This is a genomic window from Streptomyces sp. Isolate_45 (assembly GCF_024721315.2).
Classification (GTDB): Bacteria; Actinomycetota; Actinomycetes; order Streptomycetales; family Streptomycetaceae; genus Streptomyces.
This window is the reverse complement of record NZ_JANFAK020000012.1, coordinates 64,822-87,731: the sequence shown is the minus strand read 5'-3', so window position 1 is coordinate 87,731 and position 22,910 is coordinate 64,822. Positions and strand designations below refer to the sequence as shown.

The 22,910-nt window shown below is 71.7% G+C and carries 16 protein-coding genes and 3 pseudogenes; 10 read left to right on the top strand and 9 right to left on the bottom strand.

Going from position 1 to position 22,910, the window contains the following annotated elements:
* Window positions 1–439 precede the first annotated feature (439 nt).
* Complete coding sequence (locus tag NOD94_RS06865) at window positions 440–1,522, top strand: BTAD domain-containing putative transcriptional regulator (protein ID WP_281204818.1); 1,083 nt, start codon at window positions 440–442, stop codon at window positions 1,520–1,522.
* Here NOD94_RS06865 and NOD94_RS06860 read toward each other — a convergent pair whose 3' ends face one another.
* Window positions 1,523–2,182, bottom strand: a complete 660-nt coding sequence (locus NOD94_RS06860; protein WP_281204817.1) for a cutinase family protein — start codon at window positions 2,180–2,182, stop codon at window positions 1,523–1,525.
* Between the two features lie 168 nt (window positions 2,183–2,350).
* Here NOD94_RS06860 and NOD94_RS06855 point away from each other — a divergent pair.
* Together NOD94_RS06855 and NOD94_RS06850 are read left to right on the top strand one after the other, a co-directional pair.
* Window positions 2,351–2,840 (top strand): annotated as a pseudogene (locus tag NOD94_RS06855) (hypothetical protein); the annotation flags it as partial.
* 140 nt (window positions 2,841–2,980) lie between these two features.
* The gene (locus tag NOD94_RS06850; RefSeq protein WP_281204816.1) at window positions 2,981–3,754 is read left to right on the top strand and encodes a maleylpyruvate isomerase family mycothiol-dependent enzyme; all 774 of its coding nucleotides are present in this window, start codon (window positions 2,981–2,983) and stop codon (window positions 3,752–3,754) included.
* A gap of 211 nt (window positions 3,755–3,965) precedes the next feature.
* Here the strand turns inward: NOD94_RS06850 and NOD94_RS06845 are convergent, their stop codons facing one another.
* Complete coding sequence (locus NOD94_RS06845) at window positions 3,966–5,000, bottom strand: alpha/beta hydrolase-fold protein (protein WP_281204828.1); 1,035 nt, start codon at window positions 4,998–5,000, stop codon at window positions 3,966–3,968.
* A 100-nt stretch (window positions 5,001–5,100) separates the two neighbouring features.
* Entirely contained in the window at window positions 5,101–7,581 is a 2,481-nt protein-coding gene (locus tag NOD94_RS06840) for a penicillin acylase family protein (RefSeq protein WP_281204815.1), read from the bottom strand.
* Window positions 7,582–7,748: 167 nt separating this feature from the next.
* On the opposite strand from NOD94_RS06840, the pseudogene NOD94_RS06835 reads away from it, so the two are divergent.
* The 6 genes and pseudogenes from NOD94_RS06835 to NOD94_RS06810 form a co-directional block, all read left to right on the top strand.
* Window positions 7,749–8,142, top strand: a pseudogene (locus NOD94_RS06835) (M23 family peptidase); the annotation flags it as partial.
* 592 nt (window positions 8,143–8,734) lie between these two features.
* Window positions 8,735–9,544, top strand: coding sequence for a serine/threonine protein kinase (locus tag NOD94_RS06830; protein WP_281204814.1), 810 nt, complete (start codon window positions 8,735–8,737; stop codon window positions 9,542–9,544).
* Window positions 9,541–10,980, top strand: coding sequence for a serine/threonine-protein kinase (locus NOD94_RS06825; RefSeq protein ID WP_281204813.1), 1,440 nt, complete (start codon window positions 9,541–9,543; stop codon window positions 10,978–10,980). Before NOD94_RS06830 ends, NOD94_RS06825 begins: the two co-directional genes overlap by 4 nt.
* A gap of 183 nt (window positions 10,981–11,163) precedes the next feature.
* Entirely contained in the window at window positions 11,164–12,351 is a 1,188-nt protein-coding gene (locus NOD94_RS06820; protein ID WP_281204812.1) for a right-handed parallel beta-helix repeat-containing protein, read from the top strand.
* 113 nt (window positions 12,352–12,464) lie between these two features.
* The gene (locus NOD94_RS06815) at window positions 12,465–12,992 is read left to right on the top strand and encodes a SigE family RNA polymerase sigma factor (protein ID WP_281204811.1); all 528 of its coding nucleotides are present in this window, start codon (window positions 12,465–12,467) and stop codon (window positions 12,990–12,992) included.
* Window positions 12,989–13,843 (top strand): hypothetical protein, encoded by an 855-nt coding sequence (locus NOD94_RS06810; RefSeq protein WP_281204810.1) that lies wholly within the window; start codon window positions 12,989–12,991, stop codon window positions 13,841–13,843. Before NOD94_RS06815 ends, NOD94_RS06810 begins: the two co-directional genes overlap by 4 nt.
* Window positions 13,844–13,863: 20 nt before the next feature.
* Here the strand turns inward: NOD94_RS06810 and NOD94_RS06805 are convergent, their stop codons facing one another.
* Complete coding sequence (locus NOD94_RS06805) at window positions 13,864–15,474, bottom strand: alpha/beta hydrolase (protein WP_281204809.1); 1,611 nt, start codon at window positions 15,472–15,474, stop codon at window positions 13,864–13,866.
* 12 nt (window positions 15,475–15,486) lie between these two features.
* Window positions 15,487–17,052, bottom strand: coding sequence for an alpha/beta fold hydrolase (locus NOD94_RS06800; protein ID WP_281204808.1), 1,566 nt, complete (start codon window positions 17,050–17,052; stop codon window positions 15,487–15,489).
* 224 nt (window positions 17,053–17,276) lie between these two features.
* On the opposite strand from NOD94_RS06800, the gene NOD94_RS06795 reads away from it, so the two are divergent.
* Window positions 17,277–18,377, top strand: a complete 1,101-nt coding sequence (locus tag NOD94_RS06795; protein ID WP_281204807.1) for a serine hydrolase domain-containing protein — start codon at window positions 17,277–17,279, stop codon at window positions 18,375–18,377.
* Window positions 18,378–18,407: 30 nt separating this feature from the next.
* On the opposite strand, the pseudogene NOD94_RS06790 reads toward NOD94_RS06795, so the two are convergent.
* From NOD94_RS06790 to aceA, 4 genes and pseudogenes are all read right to left on the bottom strand, one after another.
* Window positions 18,408–18,662, bottom strand: a pseudogene (locus tag NOD94_RS06790) (ECF transporter S component); the annotation flags it as partial.
* 176 nt (window positions 18,663–18,838) lie between these two features.
* A complete protein-coding gene (locus tag NOD94_RS06785) occupies window positions 18,839–19,726 on the bottom strand; it encodes a 3-hydroxybutyryl-CoA dehydrogenase (protein WP_281204806.1) in 888 nt (295 codons plus the stop codon).
* A complete protein-coding gene (gene aceB, locus NOD94_RS06780) occupies window positions 19,723–21,321 on the bottom strand; it encodes a malate synthase A (RefSeq protein WP_281204805.1) in 1,599 nt (532 codons plus the stop codon). Before aceB ends, NOD94_RS06785 begins: the two co-directional genes overlap by 4 nt.
* Window positions 21,322–21,426: 105 nt before the next feature.
* The gene (gene aceA, locus NOD94_RS06775; RefSeq protein ID WP_281204804.1) at window positions 21,427–22,713 is read right to left on the bottom strand and encodes an isocitrate lyase; all 1,287 of its coding nucleotides are present in this window, start codon (window positions 22,711–22,713) and stop codon (window positions 21,427–21,429) included.
* Window positions 22,714–22,910: the final 197 nt, after the last annotated feature.

Genomic DNA, 22,910 nt, shown 5'->3' with positions numbered 1-22,910 from the left:
TCGAGAGATTCGCACAACACCCACACACCGTCAAGGGTTGACCATGGCCCGGAATCGACCGTCATGTGCACGCCGGGCCGGGCGGGCTTTCGCCCGAACCTCCGTAACCAAGAACCGCATTGACGGAGCGTCACGATTCACCCAACCGGAATCTTGGCGACCGCATCTGGGATCGAGAGCGAAGGGTTCGCTGTCGCACATCCGCGGCCGTCAGCAGGTCGACGATCAGGAGGAACCGGCCGTCACCGATCGAGAGCCATGAGGGCGTCTCGGCGCGGAAACCGAGCCGATGCCCGTGAGGCATGACCGGTCGCGCCGCCGCCACCGGCCGCGTACGCGTGTCACTCCGGATCGTTCCGGATGCCCCGACCGGGGCCGACCGCCCTACCTTGTCGACGGCGCCCGCCAGACCGACCTGTCCGGAGCCCGGGGAGCAGCGATGCCGACGACGGCCACGACCGACCACCAGAGCGCCACGGTGCTCGGGAACCGGGAGCGCGAAGTGCTCTCCGCGGTCGGCTGCGGCATGCGGGACGACGAGGTCGCCGCCGCGCTCGCCATCCCCGAGGAGACCGTGGCCCAACACCTCGCGCGGATCCTGGTGAAGCTCGGTCTGCGCGACCGGGCCGCGGCGATCGTGCACGCCTTCGACTGCGGGCTGACCGTCCCCGGGCGCGGCCCGCGTCCCCGGCCGGTGCGAACCGTGGCGCCGACCACCGCGGGTCGGACCCCCGGGCCGACGGTACGGATCTCCCTGCTCGGTCCCCTGCAGGCGTGGCGGGACGGGCGGAGCCTGAACCTGGGGCACCTGCGGCAGCAGGCCGTACTGGCGGCGCTGGCGCTGTGCGCGGGGCGGCCGCTCAGTCAGCAGGAACTGCTCGACGACGTGTGGGGGATGGAGCCGCCGGTCGCGAACGTGGTGCCCGTGTACATCTACCGGTTGCGCAAGTCCCTGCGCTCCGGGGACGGTCCGGACTCGGTCATCGGGCCGGCCCGGCGCGGCTACCAACTGGTCCCCGGCGCGGTCGACGTGGACGTGGCACGTCTGGCGGAGCTCGTCGCCGACATCGGGACGGCCGAGCGGGCGGGGGAGCCGCCCGAGGCGGTCCGTCTGTGCGCCCGGGCGCTGGGCTTGTTCCGTGGGGAGCCGCTGGCCGGTTTGCCCGGGCCGCTCGCCGAACTGGAGCGGCTACGACTCACCGAGCGCCGGATCGCCCTCGCCCAGCGGAAGTTGGACTGGCAGCTGCGGCTGGGTCAGGACTCGGAGGTGATCGCCGAGTTGTTCGCCCTGTCCGTGGCGCACCCCCTGAACGAGCCGTTGGCCGCGATGTTGATGCGGGCGCTGTACCGCAACGGCCGGCAGGCTGACGCGTTGACCGTGTTCGACGGCGCCCGCCGCCGGCTGGCCGACGACCTGGGGGTGGCTCCGAGCCGGATGCTGCGGAGGACCCACCAGATGATCCTGCGCGGTGACGAGTCCGGCCTCGGCCCCGTCACCGCGGCCGGATCGACCCGTCCGTGATTACGCGGGGTACCACGCGCCGTTGTACCACTGCTCGTTGGCGCTGTCGTTGTGGTGGTCCATGTTGAAGTCGTTGGGGTAGTTGTTCATGTGGTTGCCCGGGTAGGTCCAAATGCCGGCGGACTCGTCGCAGACGTAATCCCAGTGGCAGATCGTCTTGACCGGCACGTTGCCGAAGTAGCGGTCCGCTCCCGCGAGGGGGAAGCCCACGAAACCGCCGAAGGGCACGGCGCCGCCGTTGGCTCCGGGACCGCCCTGCCGCTTCGGGTCCGAGACGAGGACGGCGTTGACGTTGCCGAACGTCCGCCAGTTCTCGGTGACCCAGATGTGCACCACCGCGGCGCCCAGGGAGTACCCGCCCATTTTGACGTGCTGGTCGGGACACGCGGCGCGCTGGTCACGGACCAGCCGGTTCAGCTCGTTCACCCCGGCGCGGGCGCTCGCGCCGTTGGGGATCTGGGTGGGGTAGCCGACGTGCTGCTGGATGTTGCCGGTGAAGTTGTCGTTGTTCCACGAGCTTCCCGTGCCACCCACGACGATCGTGTAGGTGCCCTCGCACGAAGCCGTCGCCGCCGCTTGCGCCGTGGACCCCTGTGCCGGCGAGATCCCGGCCGTCAACAGCAGCCCGGCCATGACGGCCCCGATCCTTCTTGCCCGCATTCGTTCCTCCCCTTTCGTCGCTACCGCACGAAAGTGGCACCGCCCGATGACATCTCGATGAAATACCCCGATTCCATCGGTATTTCATTGGCGCCGCCTACTGTCACCGCCGACCGAATTCCGCCTCCGCGGACTCCACTTCGCGACGGGAAGGCACTCCGTGGCAAGGTGGCCGCTCAGCTCAACCCGCAGCTGAACGCGAAGATGGCCGGCTACCTCGACGCCCACAAGGTGTCCTGTGCGCGGATGGTCACGCAGGCCGTCGAGGAACGGGGTCTCAACCCGAGAGCCGCGGCGATCGCCATCGCAACGATCATCGTGGAAACCAGCATGAACAACTACTCCCAGGCCGTCGACCACACCAGCCTCGGGTTGTTCCAGCAGCAGGACTGGTGGGGCAGTCGGGAGCAACGGCTGAAGGCCGGTGACGCGGTGCTCATCGCCAATGCGCTGTGGTCCGGCATGGGCGGCGGTCCCAAGCACCCGTACACCTCGGGCCGGGTGGTGCACCCGGATCGGCGCGGGCAACAACGCCGACGGCCGCATCGAGGTCTTCGGCACCGGCCGCCTCGGCGTCCACCACCGGTGGCAGAGCGGGTTCGCCACCTGGTCGGATCAGTGGACCTGGCTGAACGACGCCGGCCCCGCGATCAACTAGCCCTCTGACCGGGAGCGTTGACCGGGTGGGCGGTGGCGGGCCGGAACCGGTTGGACGAGACGGACATCCGCCCGGCCGTCGAGGCGTTCGTCCGACAAATTCGCTACCGGGCGGCCGGAGCGCCGTGATACACACCCGATGTGCAAAACATTTTGGAGTTTCCCGAGGTCCTGCGGCTGATCGAGGACCGCTCGGCCGCGTTCCGCGCCGCGATCGCGTCCGCCCTCGACCTTGACGTCCAGGTCCCGACCTGCCCGGACTGGACGCTGCGCGAATTGGCACAGCACATCGGCGACGGTCGCCGCCGCCAGGCCGCCATCGTCGCGGCGGGCCCGGGCGCCGAGCCCCCGGCGAGGACGGACCCGAAGGGCGCCCCGACCGCGCCCCGCGACCGCGAAGCCCTGGACGCCTGGCTCGCCGAGTCGACCGAACTCATGCTCGACGCGATGCGCGAGGCCGGCCCGGACCGCGGCTGCTGGACCTGGTGGGGCCGCTCGCAGGCCCCGCAGACCAGCGGAGCCGTGGCCCGGCACCAGATCCAGGAGTTCGCGGTCCACACCTACGACGCGCAGCTCGTCCAGGGGGTCGCGGAGCCGCTGCCGACGGACGTCGCGGTCGAGGGCGTCGACGAGTTCCTGACGACCGTCTCGGCGACGACCGTCCCATGGCCGTTCAAGCCGGCGACCATCGACCTGCACACGACCGAGGGCCGCTCCTGGCGACTGACCCTCAATGCCGATGGCGTCCGCTGCGATGACCTCGCCGCCGACGCGGAGCCGGGCGACATGGTGATGCGAGGCGCAGCGAGCGAACTGGTCCTCTACTTCTACGACCGCGTCCCGCTCGACGGTCTGGAGACCACCGGCGACACCGAGCCGATGGAGCAGCTCGCGGACTGGGACCCGAACGCGTAGAACGCGCACTTGCGACGGAGCTGTCGGTCGTGCGCGCGTCCCTGCGGGCGGCCGGCCGCGGGCCCGCTGTTCAAGGGCGAAAGCCGTCCGCCGTCGCCCCGTGCTCCGCACCGACTGCGGGTGGGGCGACGGCGGACGACGGCGGGCGGCGAACGACGTGCGACGTGCGACGACGTACGACGGGCCGGCGCTCGGCCCCGCCGCTGTCGCGTCAGGAGGCGAAGGCCCTTTCCAGCCTGGGAATCAGGTCCCGGAGGTCCTGTTCCCAACAGCCGGAGTTGTGCCCGCCGTCGCAGCGGGTGCCCCAGGAAGAGCCGTCCCCGTAGTTGACGTAGTAGTACGGCATGCCCAGGGCGTCCATCCGGGCCTTGACGTTCTGGGCCGCGCCCTGGATCCAGAACTCCGGTTGCAGGGGCGAGCCGCCTCCGTTGCCCGTGTAGATGGAGACCCCGATCCCGGCGAGCCTGTCCATGTGCTGTGACGGGTCGACCTCGTTCCACCGCCAGTCGACGTTGAACACCGGGTAGGGCGAGCCGAAGGCGGCGTCACTGTCCACGGCCGGCTTGTAGGGGGAGTCGTTGGGGTCGCAGGCTCCGGAGGCCGAGCCGCAGAGCGCGCCCGTCGCGTCGATGAGGGAGGCGACGACGGCCAGCCGCAGGTCCATGGACCGGGCCGACAGGTCGATGTCCCCGGACAGGGACGCGGTCTGGCTGAACAGGTCGGGACGGGCCTGGGCGTAGTGGAAGGCCCCGAACCCGCCCATGGAGATGCCGGCGATGGCCCTGGCCTTCTTGGTGGCGATGGTCCGCAGGTTCGCGTCGATGAACGGGATCACCTGCTTGAGGTGGAAATTCTCCCAGTTCTGGGCACCGGCCGCGGTCCTCTGGTTGAGCCAGTTGGCGTACCAGCCCCGGGCGCCGCCGTCCGGGATCACCGTGATCATGGAGTCCGACATGGACAGCGCCGGATAGTTCTGCTGGATCGGATCGTCGGGCGAACCGTGCAGGAAGTACATCACCGGGTAGCGCCTGCCCGGGTCGTCGTAGTAGCCGCTCGGCAGGATGATCTTGATGTGTTGCTCTCCCGCGACCTCGGGCGTGGTCACCGTGAGGTGGAAGTTGGTGGCGCTTCCCGCCGCCGGCGCGACCTGGGTCAGGCCGAAGCCGTTGCCCATCGGCGGCGGCGCGGCGCCGTCGGAGGCCTGCGCCGAACCGGCCGGCGCGACGACGGCCGCGGCGGCGACCATCCATGCCACGGCCGTGCGCCACCAATGCGATGTCTTCTTCACTGTGTTTCCCCTCGTGAGCTCGGTCGTCGCGCTGCGCGGAACGTGTCGGGAAGCGGACTCAGTCCAGGACCCGCACCCGCAGGGCGGGCGAGGCCGCGATCTGGTCCTCGGTGAACCGCCCGGTCACCCACTGGCCGGCCGAGAACAGCTTGGTCTGATCGGCGTGGTGCGGGGAGGTCGGGTCGGCCGACTGGGAGTAGGCCATGACGGAGAGCGCCTGCGGCGGGCCGTCGGCGGTGAACAGCACCTGTTGGATGAAGCTCGACCCGAAGACGACGTCCGACTTTCCGTCCACCTGACCGGGAGTGATCACGTTGAGCACGCCCAGCTGGCTGATCGAGCCGTGGATCGGGATCTGCTCGCCGCCGCGGGTGACCTTCTGGACGTCCGACAACGGGGCGTTCAGACCGATGCCCGCCCTGCGCATCGCGAGGACGGCCCGGCCGAACGCGTCACGGACCGAGGAGTGCCCGGAATCCAACGAGTTGGGTGTGTGCACCGGGTCCTTGGGATCGAAGGGGACCCGCCACGGCAGCTTCTCGACGCCCTGTCCATTGAGCAGGAAGTGCCAGTAGTTCGCGAACAACAGGGATCCCCGACTGTTCGCGGTGTAGTCGTGGTCCGTCCATGCCGCCAGGATCGGACACGCCTCGCTCACGTTCACCAGGTTGCCGTCCACCAGGATGAGCCCGAAGGGCTGGCTCCGGCACATCGAGACGGTCGCGTTGAGGGCCAGGTCGGCGGCCCTGCTGTTGTCGGCGAACAGCAACTGCCCCATGGTCTGCGGCGTGAAGCCCCTGCCCGGCAGGCCATCGGTGCCGTTGATCCGGTTCTGCGCGGTCAGGATCAGCTCCTGGGTGCGCAGCGATCGGGGCGCCGCGGCGTCGCCCATCACCCTGGGGAAGGACAGCGGCTGCTCGGGATTGGCCAGCCAGGGGCTGTCGTTGGCGTTGCCCACGAAGTCGGACCGGATCAGCCGCGGTTGCTTGTGCGGGTCCAGCAGTCCGGGCGCGACCGCGTTCGGGTCGTCGGGCCAATCGCACTCGCTGCGCTTGCCGTCGAATATGGAGATCGGCGGCACATTGGGCAGCCGCAGCGACTGGTTGAACAGCAGCTGACCGGTCAGGGTCAGGCACGACCGCGCGTGCTCGTCGGTGATGTTCGGGGTCGCCTGGATGTCCGCGTACAGGGCTTTGCCCCCTCGGTCGGAGGCGACGGTGTTGAAGAAGGGGACCCCCTGTGTGGTCTCCAGGGCGCTCACCACGTCGTTGACGTCCTTGGCCTGGTCGAGACGGAACCAGGTGTTGAGCGCCCGCAGGTTGTCCATGTTCACGTCGCGCACCGCGTGCGCACTGACGACCCAGGGCAGGGGCTGGCCCTGCATCGACGTGGTGATCGGGCCGTAGCGCGTGGACCACAGCGTCCTGGTGACCCTGCCGACGGACCCGTCCGCGTTCCGTACGTCGACACCGACCTGCTGCGAGGTCATCTGTTCCCAGGCGCCGTCGACCAGGTAGTTGGTCGGGTTGAACGGATCCACCTGCACGTCGAACAGCCCGAACGGGGCCACCGTGGCGACGGTGTGGCTCCAGGCGACGTCGTTGTTGTGGCCGATGTTCACCGCGGGGAGTCCGAGCAGGCTCGCCCCGGAGACATTGAGCTTTCCCGGGATCGTCAGCTGGCTCTGCCACATCCGGTTCTTGCCCTGCCACGGAAAGTGCGGGTTGGCCAGCATCATGCTGGTGCCGCCCGACACGCCCTGCGAGCCGACCGCCAACGCGTTGCTGCCCATGCTCTGTTCCCGGCTCACCGCCATGGCGTCGCGGATCCTCGCCGCGGTCTCCTCGGGCGCCGGCGCGGCTGAGGGCGTCTGCCGCGTGCCGGCCGCCGCGGCTCCCGGCGGAGCGGCGTTCACCTGGCCTTCCAGCAGCGGGTCGGCGCTGCCCATGATGATCTCGGCGTGCGCGTGCCGGTAGACGTCGAGCTCCGTGATCGGTCGCACCCAGGCCGCGCCGCGACAGGCCGGGTCGGAGATGTCGTTCACGCCCGTCTCGGTCAGGTACCTGTTGTAGCCCTGGACGTAGCCGCGAATGGCCTCCTTGACCTCCGGCTCCGGCCCGTTGGGAGCCGGCTGGTCGAGCAGCCGCTCCACCACCCGGTTGTCCTTGATCCGCTGGAAGTACAGATCGCTGTTGAGGTTGCTCGTACCGTTCTGGTTCTGGCCGGGGCTCGCCCTGCCGTCGGGCCCCAAATGACGGGACCTCTGGGCGTTGACCATCAGATAGGTGTCGGCCAGGGTGCAGATGTTGTCCTTGGCCGCCGCGTATCCGTAGCCCGTACCCAGCCCCTCCCAGTTCGAGGCGATGATGTGCGGGATCCCGTACTCGGTGTACCGGATCGTCGGCTTGTCCGGGCCCCGTTCGCCGGCGGACGGCCCCGGCCCCGTCGCCGGCGAACCGGTGGCCGCCATCGTGCTCAGCACCGCGACCGCGGCCGCGACCGCCACCGGCAGCCTCGCCCTGAATCTCCTCCGTGCCATCGAGCCGTCCTTCCCTGGGTACGGGCCTTGGTCCGAACACGGCCACGGTAGGGAGGACCGATGAAATCCCGATGATGCCGCCGCACCCCGGGAGACCTAGCCGACGTGCGCCCGCCTGTCGGTCCGTACCCTTCCGGGGTCCCGCCGGAAGGTGGTGTTGCCACCTTCCGGAGGTCCACCTGGCCGAGCGCGGCGTGGTGCTGCCCTGCACCCCGGGCGCCGGTCCGCGGCCCCGGCCGCTGGTCCATCCGGCGGAGTCGGGCCGGGTCGTGTCGGCGCGGTCGGCGGACGGGCGCCTGGAGGTGTTCGCCGCCGGAGCCGACGGCATCCACCACGCCTGGCAGCAGGAGGCCAACGGCAACTGGTCGGCCTGGGAGCCCCTCGGCGGACCCGGCGGCGCCGAACTCGCCATCGGGCCCGACGCCGACGGCGTCCTGGAGCTGTTCGCCCTGAACGGGAACACCTTCCGGCGCCGCCGGCGCCGACGGCCGGCTGGAGGCGTTCTCCCCGACGCCCGGCGGCGCACGGCTCGGCCACCGCCCGCAGGTCGCACCGGGTGGGGACCGGCATCCCGGCGGGGAGTTCGGCGAGCCCGGCCTCAGGCTCGCCGCCACGCCCACCGCCGCCCTCGACGCCACCGGGCGGACGCACGTGTTCGCCGTCACCACCACGGGCGCGCTGCGGACCCGCGTCCAGGACCGGCCGAGCGGCGAGTGGCATGCGTGGGCGGCTTTCGGCGATCGTGCGGTCGCACCCCTCGTGTCGGGCAGCCCCGCTCCCTGAGGAAAGGTGCGGATCTCGCCAAGTGAAGGGGCGACAAGTGCTCCGTTCGCGCCGCAAATCTGCCCCGACCCCGGTTCCGCGGCTCCACCCGCAGTGACCTTCCCCACCTTGAGCCTCCGGGAGGGGGCGCCCGGCGTCCGGCACGGGAGGACGGCTCCCGCGTCCCGGCGTCAGGGTTCCGGCCGAACGGCCGGGCGCGGACCGGCACCGGCCCCGAATCACCGCCCCCGTCACCGGGACGCGGCGAACCGGGGCAGGCCGTCCCCGCGGGCCGTCCGGCGAAGTGGCCAAAGTACGCCGGTGAACTCCCCTGATCGATGAGTATCGTTCCGCTCGTCCGGCAATCGCGACGGGTGGAACGGGGGGAGCGGTGAGCGGCGTGGTCGTTCATCTGCCGCGGGGAAACGGTGGCGCCGACGGTGGCGAACCACACGGTGACGCGGTGACGTTACGGCTCGGCCCCGGCGAGGTCGCCCGCTTCGGACGGGGTTCCTCGGCGGTCCCCGTCGAGCTGCGCCTCGCCGACCCCGCGATCTCCCGGCTGGCCGGGGAGATCCGCGTGACCGACGACCACTGGCAGCTGACGAACCACAGCACCACCCACAGCTACCTCGTGGAGAACCCGGAGGGAGCGGGGGAGTACCTGAGGGTTCCGCCGCGCAGGGTCGGCGCGCCCATCCCGTTCGAGTTCTCCCGCGTGGTGCTGCCCACCCGCGGTGACGTCACCGTGTCCTTCCAGGTGTTCGCCCCCGACCACGTCTACCTGGACCCGGACGCCATGGGCGTCCCCTGGGGGAACCGCACGGTCACCGCGTACTCCCTGGACGAGACGGCCACGTACTTCCTCGTCCTCGTCGCGCTCTGCGAGCCGCGCCTGCGCGACCAGTCCCGCGTGGCGGTCCCGACCACCCCCCAGATCGTGGAGCGGCTCAGGGGTCACGCCACCTGCGGCACACTGACCGCGCGCGCGGTCAGCTCGCACATCGACTACCTCTCCGAGGAGAAGCTGCGCATCAGCCTCCCCGACGCCCAGGAACCGGGCAAGGGCGACCGCCGCAACGGCAAGCGGGAGGAGATCGTCGGGCTCGCGCTGCGGTTCGGACTCGTACGGGAGGAGAACCTCGGGCTGCTGCCGCCCCTGACCGGGGCGGGCGGCCGCGAGCGGCGGGCCGCGCGATGACGCTGCAACACGGCCTGGAGGGCACCACGGAGTGCGACCGGATCCACCTGATCGCCCCCGGCCATCAGGTGGGCGACTGGGTGGTCACCCGGCTGATCGGGGCCGGAGGCTGGTCCACGGTCCACGCGGCGCGTCCGGCCGACGCGCACCCGGGCCGGCCCTCCGGCGCCGCCGCGGGCCGGCCTCCGGGCCCCACCGAAGTCGCGCTCAAGATCATGCCGACCGCCGGGCTCGCGCCGCGGCAGGCGCGCAGGATCGTGGAATCCGCCCGCCGCGAGGTCGAGCTCGGGCGCAGGGCCGGGCATCCGAGGCTGATCGGCCTCCTGGAGTCGTTCGTCGTCGCCGCACCCGACCGGCCCGCCCTGGACGGCGCCATCGTCCTGGTCATGGAACGGGCCGCCGGCAGTCTGCGGGAACTCATCGACGCGGGGGTGCCCGAGGCCGATCGCGGGCGGCTGATCGCGGGAATCTGCGAGGGCCTCGCCCACCTCCACCGGTCGGGCTGGGTCCACGCGGACCTCAAACCGGAGAACGTCCTCCTGGACGCCGACCGCTCCGTGAAGCTCTCGGACTTCGGTCTGGCGACCGAACTGACGGGGACCCACGGCTACGCGCCGCCCATGGGCACCCTGGACTACCTCCCGCCCGAGCGCTGGCGGGCTCCCCTCGGCGAACTGGGGGTGCGGGTCCGGCCGAGCGCCGACATCTGGGCCCTGGGCATCGTCATCCACGAGGTGTTCGCGGCGGGTGGCTCGCCGTTCTCCGGCGCCACGCCCATGGCGCGGGGCGCCGCGGTCCAGGAGTACGGCGAGGGTCGGGCCCCGCTGCGCATGGACCACGCGGTGCCCCCGTTCTGGCGGGCGCTGGCCGCCGACTGCCTCGCCCCGACCCACGAGGCCCGCGCCCCGCACACCGCCGAGAGCCTGCTCGCCCGCATCGCCGCCCAGCGGGAAGCACCGGGAGCCGCGGCGGGCCGATTGCGGGGCCGGGCCCGCGCCGCGGTCCTCGCCACCGCGCTGTGCGGCATGGCCGGCGCGACCCTGTGCTCGGACGCGGTACGAGCCGCCACGTCCGCACCGCCCGGCCTCGCGGGCGCGGCAGCCGGCACGGTCCGGATCTTCAACGCGGAGCGGAGCTGTCGGGAGCGGATCGATCGGGCACCGCAATGCAGTCTGGGCCTGGCGATCGACCCCCTGCGGCCCTACACCGCGGACAACGTCGTACCGACCAGGGTCTGGCACGGCGACGTCCTCGCCGCCGACTGCCAGTTGCCCGGCGGCCGGCCCATCATCGATGAGGAGGACCAGCAGTCCACCCGCTGGTACCGGGTGAACCTCCCGCCCGGCTCCCTGCCCCCCTCGGCCTGGCTGCCCGCCGTACGCACCAAGGAACGGCCGGCGCTGCCGAAATGCCCGCACTCCGCGACGGGGCGCTGACGCGGAGCGCGCCGGATCCGGCCGCGCCGACACCCGATGGAAAGGATCAGCGGACGAAAGGGCGAGCGAGCGAAAGGATCTCCGCCGGAACGGCAACCTTTCGGTCCTCGGCGGCAACTGCACGGGCAGGCGACCCCCTTCACGGGCGCCGACCTTCCCGACACGCGCAGAGGATCCCTCACGATGACTACCAGTGCAGGACGCCACCGCAGGACCCGTACGCTGCCCGTCGCGGCAGTCCTCGCCCTGACGGCCGTGGCCGGCGGGGTGTACCTGGCCGCCGCGCCCGGTGGTGGGGAGGCCGCCGCAGCCGGGAGCGCCCGGCCGGTGGTCGTCTCCACGACCGCAGCCCTGGAGCAGGCCTTCGCCGAGGCGGGGCCCGGGACCACGATCCAGCTGCGCGGAGGCACGTACCTCCCCGCGCGCACGCTCAAGAGCCAGGCCGACGGGACTCCGACGCGGCGGATCACCGTCACCGCCCACGGCACGGAGAAGGTGACGGTCGACGGTTCCAAGCTCCCCGCGGGAGAGTGGCTGACCGCGATAGGCGGCGACCACTGGACGCTGTCGAACCTGACGTTCCGGAACTCGCCCTCGCACGGGGTGGTGCTGACCTCCTCCGTCGGCGGGATCTTCAGGAACCTACGGACCCACGGCAACGGCGACTCCGGATTCACCCTGCGTGGTGACGGCACCAACGACAACCTCATCCAGAACCTGGACTCCTACGACAACCACGACGCCAGGACCCACGGTCAGAACGCGGACGGTCTGGCCATCAAGTTCGGGTCGGGCACGAACAACAAGGTCGTCGGCGCCCGCCTTTGGAACAACGCCGACGACGGCCTCGACCTGTGGCAGTGGGCCAGCCCCGTACGGATCGAGAACAGTTGGGCGTACGGCAACGGGGAGAACCGCTGGAACGACCCCGCCTTCGAGGGCAACGGGAACGGCTTCAAGCTGGGCGGGGGCGGCGCGAGCGCCGCGCACGTCGTCACCGGCAACGCCGCCTGGAACAACCGGCTCCACGGGTTCACCGAGAACAGCAACCCGGGGGCCCTGATCCTGCACCGCAACACGGCGTACGCCAACCACGCGGACGGATTCTTCTTCGCCTCGTCACCCTCACGCCTGTCCCGGAACCTCGCGGCGCAGAATGCCGGGGGCACGGCCAAGCTGGGGCACCGCGCCGTCACCGCCGCGAACAGCTGGGACGCCAAGGGCGAGGGCGGCCCCTTCCCGGACGGGCGCTCCTTCCTGCGCGACACGGACGCGACGACGGCCTACGGCCCGCGCAAGGCCGACGGATCCCTCCCGGAGACCACCTTCCTCACCACCGGGACCGAAGACATCGGCGCGGCGATGAAGTGAGCCCCGGCACAGTCCCCCCGCACCGCGGCGTGCAGACGCGAGGATCGCGGGACGACGTGCCGGGTCGCACACGCGCCACGGACACAGCAGCACAGCGAGAGGCAACCCCGCACATGCTCGTGGACGACGCGTCCGAGGAGTTCCACGCCTTCTTCGAGCGGCACTACGCCGAACTCGCCCGGTTCGCCCACCTCCTGACCGGTGAGGCGGACGCCGCCGACGATCTCGCCGCCGACGCGCTGGTCGCGCTCTGGCACCGGTGGGACCGGCTGCGGTCGGCCGACCACCCGGTCGCCTACGCCCGCGGTGTCGTCGCCAACCTGGCACGCGCCCGCATCCGCGGCGCCGTCCGCGAGCGCCGTCGCGTCGCACTGTTCTGGTCCGTGCGCGCCGAGCGCGTGCACGACCCGGACGTGGCGGTGGTGGTGGACGTGCGCCAGGCCCTGGCCCGGCTGCCCTTCCGCAAGCGGGCGTGCGTCGTCCTGCGGCACGCCTTCGACCTGTCCGAGAAGGACACCGCCCTGGCCCTCGGCATATCGGTCGGTACCGTCAAGAGCCAGACGTCCAAGGGCATGACGGAGCTGCAACGACTGCTGGCGGCACGAGACGCGGGCGCACTCCTGGAAAGGGTTCAGCGATGACCGACTTGGGCGAACACCTGCGGAAGGCGGCCGAGTCGCACCAGCCCGACCGCGCCCGGATACTGGCCCGGGTGGAACGCGGCACGGCCGGCGCCGACCTCGCGCGCCCGTATCGGCGTCGCCGGACGGTGGCGGCGCCCTGGTCCCGGGTCACGCTCGCGACGATGGCCGCGGCCGGTGCCCTGCTGGTCGCCGGCTACGTCGTGGCCGAGGCCGTGCAGGACACGGTGCCCCGCCACCACTCGGGCGCGGCACCGCTACCGCCCGACCCCGGCCCCGGGACGCTCGGGCAGGCAACCCCGCAGCCGGACCGCGGCGCCTCGGGCGAGCCGGGCGACCCACCCGTACCCACGGCCACCCCACCCGCCCCCACACCGGAGCCCGGCCCGAGCCGTACCGGCTCACCCCCCACGACCGGCGCACCGACGCCGTCCCGGCCCTCCGGCGGACCACGGACGGAGGACGGCCCGCTGTGGGCCGACGGCTCCGTCGACCCGGGCAGCAGGACCCACTGGTCGCAGAGCAACGTCACCCTCAAGACCCGACAACCGCTCACCGCGCTCAGCGTCGAACTGCGGGTGGCGCAAACGGGCGGCGTCAAGAGCAGCGGCCCGTGGCAGACCCTGCCCGAGGCGGACTTCACCTTCTCCGTGCACGAACGGAACGGCACGCTGCTCTACCGCTGGGAACTCAAGGCGGGCCGCACGGTGCCCGCCGGAACCCATGTGTTCGCCGGCCGGTACGACCACACGACCAGCGGCCGCGATGCGGCGGCCGACCGGTACGAGGCCACCGCCGAGGCGGCCCGGGAAACCTTCAGGGTCGGTGGCGACTTCGCCCGCACCGGATGACGGCGGCCGGTACTCACCGATCAGCGCCCGATCTCGAACTCGGGCGGCTTGAGGTCCTTCAGGCATTCGGTGTCCGGCGCGGCCGGGTCGTCGAAGAACGAGACGGCGATCTCCTGGGCGCACTTCGAGGTGGCGAACACCACGTGCGGCTCGTACGGGACCGTGACGACCTTGGCCTCGGGCAGCGTACGGGCCACGTAAGGTCCGTTGTCCGCCCCGGTCTGGGAGTCGAACCCGCCCGACAGGGCGAGGGTCGGGATGTCGCCCCGCGTGACGTCCCGGATCGACGGCGGCGCCGCGGGCACGTTCCAGACGTCGCAGTCCGGCCGGAGGAAGGTGAGCTGCGGCGCCTGGGCCTGCACCGAGCGGGGGAACGACGGGAACGCCTGCTGTCCGCCGCGCAGCGCCTGCGCCTGGCTCTCGTACGGAGTCCACTCGCCGCAGAAGACACCGTAGACGAGCCCGTGCGCGACCCTTCCCATGGCCTGGGGGCTGAGCTTGCCGCCGGCCCACTGCTTGGCGATCCGTTGCGGCTTGCCGTTGGCCAGCTCATCGAGGGCGGCGGGCACCTGGGGCGCCACGTGGGTGGCGGACGTCATCCAGTTCACCAGGGCCCCGCCGTCCAGCACGACCTTCACCGGCTTGTCGCTGCCGGGCAGCGTGACGGTGGTGGTGACCGGCTCGGCTTCGAGTTCGCGGACGAGCCGGTCGAAGGTGGCCGACAGGTTCGGATAGCGCTTGTTGCAGGCGGGCTGCTCCGCGCAGGCCTTGAACAGGCCGTCGAAGCCCTGCCGGGCGCTGCTCCAGGTCGCGACCGACCCGGCCCTGGACGGCGGCAGGATGCCGTCGATGCCCACCGAGCGCAGGCCCTCGGGATGCAGGCGCATGTAGGTCAGCGCCAGGTGCGTGCCGTAGGAGATCCCGTACAGGTTCCACTGCTTTACGCCCAGCGCGGTGCGCAGATCGTCGTAGTCGGCGGCGCTCTCGATGTCGTTGTAGGCGCCGAGGTCGATCCCGCGGCCCGCCAGTTGGTCGCGGCAGGCCTTCGTCGCCGCGACGTGGAGGCGTTCGGTGGACGGAGCGTCGTACACGAGGCCGACCGAGCGCGCGTTGAACTCGTCGATGTTGGGGCAGAGGAGCGTCGGGTCGGCAGAGTAGGTACCGCGCTGGGACATGAAGATCACGTCGCGGTCGCGGTTCAGGCCGCCGTCGATCGCCATCTTCGCCTCTCCCACCGCGTCGTCGCCGGGTCCGCCCGCGAGCCACACGATGGGGTCGGGCTTCGGTGTGTCGGTCGCGGCGGGCACGATCGCGACACCGAGTTCGATCGTTCGACCGCCGGCCTCGGCGCGGTTCTCGGGCACGGTGAGGGTTCCGCAGCGGGCCCCTTCCAGTGCCTCGACCGGTTCCGGCGTCCTCGGGCAGGGGCCCGGCTCGAAGCGGGCGTCACCCACCGTCCGCGCGACCGTGCCGATCGGCGGCTGCGGGGAGGGGGTGTCGCCGGTGGGGGATTGCCCCCGGGCGGGCGCCGCGAGGAGCCCGGTGACGAGGAGACCCGTCGCCATGGCGGCCGACGTGACGCGCAGGCGTCGTACGGTGCGGCGGTGACGGGGCGCGTGGTGGCGTGTCATCGGGTCTCCCGGTCATCTCGGGACGATGGTGAACGGTGGGGGTTCGAGACCGTCCACGCACGAGGTGTCGGGATCGGTCGGGTGAGCGAAGAACGACGCCAGCACGCGCTGCGCGCACGGCGACTGGGGGACCACCCAGTGGCCGATTCCGGGGACCTGCACGGAGGTCGAGCGGGACAGGTCGCGGGCCACGCCCTTGGCCCAACTCGCCCCGGTCTTCACGTCGAACGTGCCGGAGACGACGAGCGCCGGCACCGAACCGACCGTGGGCACCCGCTGGCCGGAAGCACGGTCCGGAACGTTCCAGATCCGGCACGCCTCGTACTGGAAGGGCAGCTGCGGCACTTGGGCCAGCACCGTGTCGGGCCACCCGGGGAAGGTCTTCCGCCCGGCCTCCAGCACGTCGGATTCCGAGTACCCGGGCGCCCACTCGCCGCACACGATCGAGTTCGTCAGGCCGTGCGCGAACTCGCCGACCTTCTGGACCGAGCCGGCCGCGCGGGCCTGCGCGAAGCGCTCCGGGTTGCCGCGGCCGAGTTCGTCGAGCGCCGCGGGGATGTCCTTGGGCCGGGGCGTGGAGGCGACGATCAGGTTCAGCAGCGCGCCGCCGTCGAGGACGGTCCTGACCGGCTTGCCGCCCTCCGACGGCGTGACGTCCAGGGTCAGGGGGTGGGCCTCCAGCTTGCGCACCTGCTCCGTCAACAGTCGCCGCAGTTCCGGGTACCGGCTCTTGCAGGCGGGCTGCGCCGCGCACGCCGCGAGGATGTTGTCGATTCCCTCGGCGGTGCTGCCCCACGTCCACGGCAGGGTCACGACCCGGGGAGGGGTGACCGAGTCGATCGCGAAGGCACGGATTCCCTCGGGGTGCAGGCGCAGGTACGTCAGGGCCAGGTTGCTGCCGTAGGAGTAGCCGTAGACGTTCCACCGCGGGATCTTCAACGCCTTCCGCAGGTCGGCGAAGTCGGCGGCGTTCTCGGTGGTGTTGTACGCGCCCAGGTCGGTGCCGTCGGCCGTCAGGCGGTCCCGACAGTCCTTGACCGCTTTCAGGAACAGCGCTTTGGCCTGCGGCGCGTCGTAGCCCAGGCCGACGGCCCGGGAGTTGAAGCGGTCGATCTCGGGGCAGGCGAGGTTCGGCCGGTTGTAGAGGTTGCCGCGCTGGGCCATGACGATCAGTTCGCGGTCCTTGTTCAGACCGGACGCGACCAGGAACGGGATGTCGTCGATCGTGTCGGCGCCGGGCCCGCCCGCCATGAACACCACGGGGTCGGCCGCCGGCTTCGCGGAGGTGGCCGGGATGCGGGCGACGGCCAGTTCGATGGTGCGGCCGCCGGGGCGGGCGCGGTTCTCGGGGACCTCCAGGACCCCGCACCGTGCGTTGCTCAGCGCTTCGATGGGCTCGGGCGGCTTCGGACAGGGACCGGGTACGAACCGGGCGGGGGCCACCGGAGCCACCGGAGCGGGCTCACCGGCGGGCCGGGCGGGTGCCGGAGGCGCACTGCCGCCCGCGGGGCCGAACGCCGTCAGGCAGACCAGGGCGACCGCGGCCGTCGTCGCCGCGTGGATGCTGTGTTTTGGCATGTGGTCTCGTTCCTCTGCCCGGAACGGCACGACACAGCGGCCGTGCCGTGGCGGACAGCGGTGTTCTGGGCGGAACGGCCCTCCTTCGACGCTACCGGGCGGCCGCCGCGCGTGCACCCGGAGCGGCCGCGACCGGATGGGCCACCGGGCCGATCACGGAGCACGGCGGACGCCCGCCCCGGCCCCTCGTGCGGCCCCCCGCACCACCCGGTAGCGTTGATCGCATGGCCGTGAATCGGATGGCGTCGCTGTGCGCCGCCGGAAGCGCCGTCATGGTCGCAGTGGCCGGCGTCGCGGGGCCGCAGGCACACGCGACCGGCGATGACCGCGAGAAACGAAGCGCGGCCGTCCTCCAGGAACTGGTGCCCTCCCCCGACGGTCCGGGCTGCGCGGCGGCCGTCGGCGAGCGGGGGAGGGTCGTCTGGGAGGCGGGCAGGGGGCGAGCCGATCTGACGACCGGGCGTGCCATCACCTCGAAGACGGTCTTCGACATGGCGTCCAACTCCAAGCAATTCACCGCGGACGCGGTCCTCTTGTTGGCCGGGCGACACCAACTCGCCTTGACCGAGCCCCTGTCCAAGTTCCTCGACGATCCGCCGGCCTGGACGCGGGACGTCACCCTGGGCGACCTGATGCGCCACACCAGCGGCATCGCCGACTACCAGGACCTGCTGGAGGCCGAGGGCGTCGCGGTGTCCGACCCGGCCGGCCAGAAGGAAGCGATCGCGGCCATCCTCGCCTCACGGCCGGAGGATCCACCGGGAAAACGGTTCGCCTACTCCAACTCCAACTACGTCCTCCTGGCGCAGGTCGTCGAGAGGGTCACCGGAAAGCCGTTCCCGACCTTCGTCCAGCAGGAGTTCTTCACCCCGCTGGGTCTGCGCATGACCTTGGCCCCGGCCGTGGACGTCCCCGGCAAGGCCAGGTCGTACGACGAGAAGAACGGCTCCTACACTCCCGACTCCTCCCCCTGGCAGCAGTACGGGGACGGGTCCGTCCAAACCACCCCCGGGGAACTCGTCCGCTGGGCCGACAACTACCGAACCGGTCGTGTCGGTGGCACCGAACTGCTCGCCGGGGTCACGGGGGGAGCGGTGGACGTGGGCGATGTCCTGCGCCCGCGTGGCATAGAGGCGGGGCGCTACGGGGCCGGGATCCTCCTCCTCCCGGACAACAGCCTCGTGCACCGCGGCGATTGGGAGGGATTCCACAGCACCTTCAAGGTGAGCCCGGACCGCGGCACCGCCGTCACCGTCGTCTGCAACGTCGATTCCCCCGATCACTTCCGAGCGGCGAACCGACTTATGGACGTCTGGACCGGATGACGCGCAAGGCGTACGGGACGCGGGTGGCGATCAGCTCCGGTCGGGCGGGACCGGCCGGGGCGTGAAGCGGATCGGGGCCTGGAACCGGGCCTTGCGGGCGGCGCGGCGGAAGACCGTGAGGACGGCGGGGCCGGCCAGGCAGACGCAGACGAAGTTGGTGACGGCGCGGCCGGTGTCCCAGCCGAGGGAGGTGGCCAGGTCGAAGGCCAGGTAGCGCTGGAACTGCTCGGTGAAGGGGAGCCCGGGGAGGTAGGCGATGGAACTGTTCGGGTCCAGGGAGAAGGGCCTCCGGCTCCGCCGAACCGGCCGGAGCAGAACGCATCGTACGGTGTCGCGGGCGCGCGCCGTAAGCGGATCCCGCGAACGCGGCGGGGCGGGGCGCGACGACACCACTCGTCACGCCCCGCCCCTTCCTCAGCTGCCGGGGCACCCTCAGAGCCCGGGCGGCGTGCCGGGACCCCTCAGTCCCGGCCGTACGTGTGGAACCCGCGGCCGGTCTTGCGGCCGAGCAGCCCCGCCTGCACCATCCGCCGGAGGAGCGGGGGCGGGGCGTAGAGGGGTTCCTTGAACTCGTCGTACAGGGATCCGGCGATGGCGGCGACGGTGTCGAGGCCGATGAGGTCGGCCAGCTTGAGGGGGCCCATCGGATGGGCGCAGCCCAGGACCATGCCGGTGTCGATGTCGGAGGCGCTCGCGAACCCCGACTCGGCCATGCGGACGGCGGAGAGCAGGTAGGGGATCAGCAGGGCGTTGACGACGAAGCCGGCCCGGTCCCGGGAGCGGATCGCGGTCTTGCCGAGGCTGTCGCCGACGAAGGCCTCGACGGTGTCGGACACGTGCGCCGCGGTGTGGAGGGAGGAGACGATCTCGACCAACGGCATCACCGGTACCGGGTTGAAGAAGTGCAGGCCGAGCACGTGGTCGGCGCGACCGGTCGCCATGCCGAGCCGCATGACGGGGATGGCGGAGGTGTTGGTGGCGAGGATCGCCTGCGGGTCCTCCACGATCTTGTCGAGGGCGGTGAAGACCTCGATCTTGGCGTCGGCGCTCTCCGTGACGGCCTCGATGACCAACTGGCGGTCGGCGAGGTCATCGAGGCCGCTGGTGAACAGGAGCCGGGCCAGGGCGTCCTCGGCGGAGATCCGGTCGAGCTTGCCCCGCTGGACGGCGCGTTCCAGGGAGACGGCCATCCGCTCACGAGCGGCGCGGGCGGCGGTGGCGTCGGCCTCGGCGACGACGGTGTCGAGGCCGGCCCGGGCGCACACCTCGGCGATGCCCGCACCCATCTGTCCGCCGCCGACGATCCCGACCCGCCGGATCCGGCTCGACGACCGGGCGGGGGCGTTCACGCGGTCACCGGCGCGGCGGCGCGGCGGACGAGGTGCCGGGTGTAGGCCTCGGGTGTGAAGAAGGCGGGGAGCCGCCCGGACAGCGCACCGTCCACGAACACCTCGCGGGCGTCGAGCACGAGTGCCTCGGGGTCCTCCGCCTCCAGGGCGGCGCATTCGGAGTCGAGGAGGTCGAGGAGCGTCGCCCGGTCCACCCGCTCGTGGCGGAGCCACTGCCAGATCTGGACGCGGGCGATCTCGGCGGTCGCGGCGTCCTCCATCAGCCCGTACAGGGCCACGGCCCCGCTGCCGCGCAGCCAGGCGTCGAAGTAGCGCAGGGCCACGGCGACGTTCGAGCGGATCCCCTCCGGGGTCGGCGGCGCGGCGATCCGGCGGACGGACAGCAGCTCGGCGGCGGTGACCTCGACGTCCTCCCGGGTCCGCTCCACCTGGTTGGGGCGCCGGCCCAGCACGCCGTCGAAGACCTCGCGGCAGACCGGGACCAACCCGGGGTGGGCCACCCAGGAGCCGTCGAAGCCGTCCTCGGCCTCGCGCTCCTTGTCGAGCCGGACCTTGGCGAGCGCCGCCTCGTTCGCCGCCGGGTCCTTGCTGGGGACGTGGGCGGCCATCCCGCCGATGGCGTGGGCGCCGCGCTTGTGGCAGGTGCGGACGAGGAGTTCGGTATAGGCCCGCATGAAGGGTGCGGTCATGGTGACGGCGGCCCGGTCGGGCAGCTGGAAGTCGGTGCGGTGGCCGAAGGTCTTGATGAGGCTGAAGAGGTAGTCCCAGCGGCCGGCGTTCAGTCCCGCGCTGTGCTCGCGCAGCTCGTGGAGGATCTCCTCCATCTCGAAGGCGGCCGTGATCGTCTCGATCAGGACGGTGGCCCGGACGGTGCCCCGGGGGATGCCGAGGAGTTCCTGGGCGAGTACGAAGACGTCGTTCCACAGCCGGGCCTCGTACCGGTTCTCCAGCTTGGGGAGGTAGAAGTACGGGCCGTACCCGGCGTCGATCTGTCGCCGCGCGCAGTGGAAGAAGTACAGGCCGAAGTCGACCAGCGAGGCGGCCACGGGCCGGCCGTCGATCTCCAGGTGCTCTTCGAGGAGGTGCCAGCCGCGGGGCCGGACCATGATCGTGGCGAGGTCCGTACCGAGGCGGTACTCCTTGCCCTCCGGGGTGGTGAAGTCGATGCGCCGTTCGACGACGTCGAGCAGGGTGAGCTGGCCGCCTATGACGTTGCTCCACGTGGGGGCGGTGGCGTCCTCGAAGTCGGCCATCCACACCTCGGCCCCGGAGTTGAGGGCGTTGACGGCCATCCGCCGCTCGGGCGGGCCGGTGATCTCGACGCGCCGATCGGTGAGGCCGGGCGCGGGCGGGGCGACCCGCCAGTCGGCGTCGGCGCGGACCGCGGAGGTGGCGCGCGAGAAGTCCAGGGGCGTGCCCGAGGCCAGGTGGGCGGACCGGCGGCGCCGTTCCTTGAGGATCTCCGCACGGCGGCCCGCGAACGCGGCGTCGAGCCGGGCGATGAAGTCGAGCGCCGCCGGTGTGAGGATCACCTCGTGGCGTTCACCCGGTGTGCCGAGGACTCGGACACCGGCGGTCAGGGACGTGGATGACATGCGGTTCTGCTCCTCGGCGTGGGTGGCCGGCGCCCGAGGGGGGAGCCTCGGGCGCCTTCGGACGACCGCCGGCGGGTGGGCCCCGCCATGCGGTGACGACAGCCCCTAGTGGAACTGCTCTTCCTCGGTGGAGCCGGCGAGCGCCGTGGTGGAGGAGGCCGGGTTGACGGCGGTGGAGACCAGGTCGAAGTAGCCGGTGCCGACCTCGCGCTGGTGCCTGACCGCCGTGAAGCCCTGCGCCTGGGCGGCGAACTCCCGCTCCTGGAGGTCGACGTAGGCGGTCATGCCGTGCTCGGCGTAGCCGCGGGCGAGGTCGAACATGCCGTGGTTGAGGGAGTGGAAGCCGGCCAGGGTGATGAACTGGAAGCGGTAGCCCATCGCGCCGAGTTCGCGCTGGAACTTGGCGATCTGGTCGTCGTCCAGGGCCGCCTTCCAGTTGAAGGAGGGCGAGCAGTTGTAGGCGAGCATCTGGTCCGGGTACCGGGCGTGGATCGCCTCGGCGAACTCGCGGGCCTGGGTCAGGTCCGGGGTGCCGGTCTCCACCCAGATCAGATCCGCGTACGGGGCGTACGCGAGACCGCGGGCGATGACCGGGGCCATGCCGTTCTCGACCCGGTAGAAGCCCTCCGCGGTGCGGTCGCCCGTCACGAACCGCGCGTCGCGCTCGTCGACGTCGCTGGTCAGCAGGTTCGCGGCGAGGGCGTCGGTGCGGGCGATGATCACCGTCGGGGTGTCGGCGATGTCGGCGGCGAGGCGGGCCGCGTTCAGGGTGCGGATGTGCTGGGAGGTCGGGACGAGGACCTTGCCGCCGAGGTGGCCGCACTTCTTCTCGGAGGCGAGCTGGTCCTCGTAGTGGATGCCGGCCGCGCCCGCCGCGATCATCGCCTTGGTGAGCTCGAAGGCGTTCAGCGGGCCGCCGAAGCCGGCCTCGGCGTCGGCGACGATCGGGGCCAGCCAGTCGATCGTGTCCGATCCGCCCTCGGCGGTGGCGATCTGGTCGGCGCGGAGCAGCGCGTTGTTGATGCGTCGGACCACCTGGGGGACCGAGTTGACCGGGTACAGGCTCTGGTCCGGGTAGGTGTGCCCGGCCTGGTTGGCGTCGGCGGCGACCTGCCAGCCGGAGAGGTAGATCGCCTGGAGACCGGCCCGCACCTGCTGGACGGCCTGGCCGCCGGTGAGCGCGCCGAGTGCGTGGACGTAGTCCTGCTCGTGGAGCTGTCGCCACAGCCGCTCGGCGCCACGCCGGGCCAGGGTGTGCTCCTCGCGGACGCTGCCGGAGAGCCGCACCACGTCCTCGGCCGTGAAGGTGCGCTCGATGCCCGCCCATCGCGGGTCGTCGGCCCACCGCTGCCCCAGTTGCTCGGCCGCCGCCGTCGTGTTCGCCTGTGCCATGACCGTCACCGTCTCCATGAGTCGCTTCAACCGTCCTCGCACGCCATAGGTGCGAAGCTTTGGCACCACGTGCCGAATTGGATCGCGGCCCGCCGTTCCTGACCTGGAACGAGTGAGCAATGTTGTCGATCCACAGCCGGGAGCTGCCGGGGTGTCCGACATCAGGGCGTGATTCGGGCCCGGAACTCCCGTCCGGA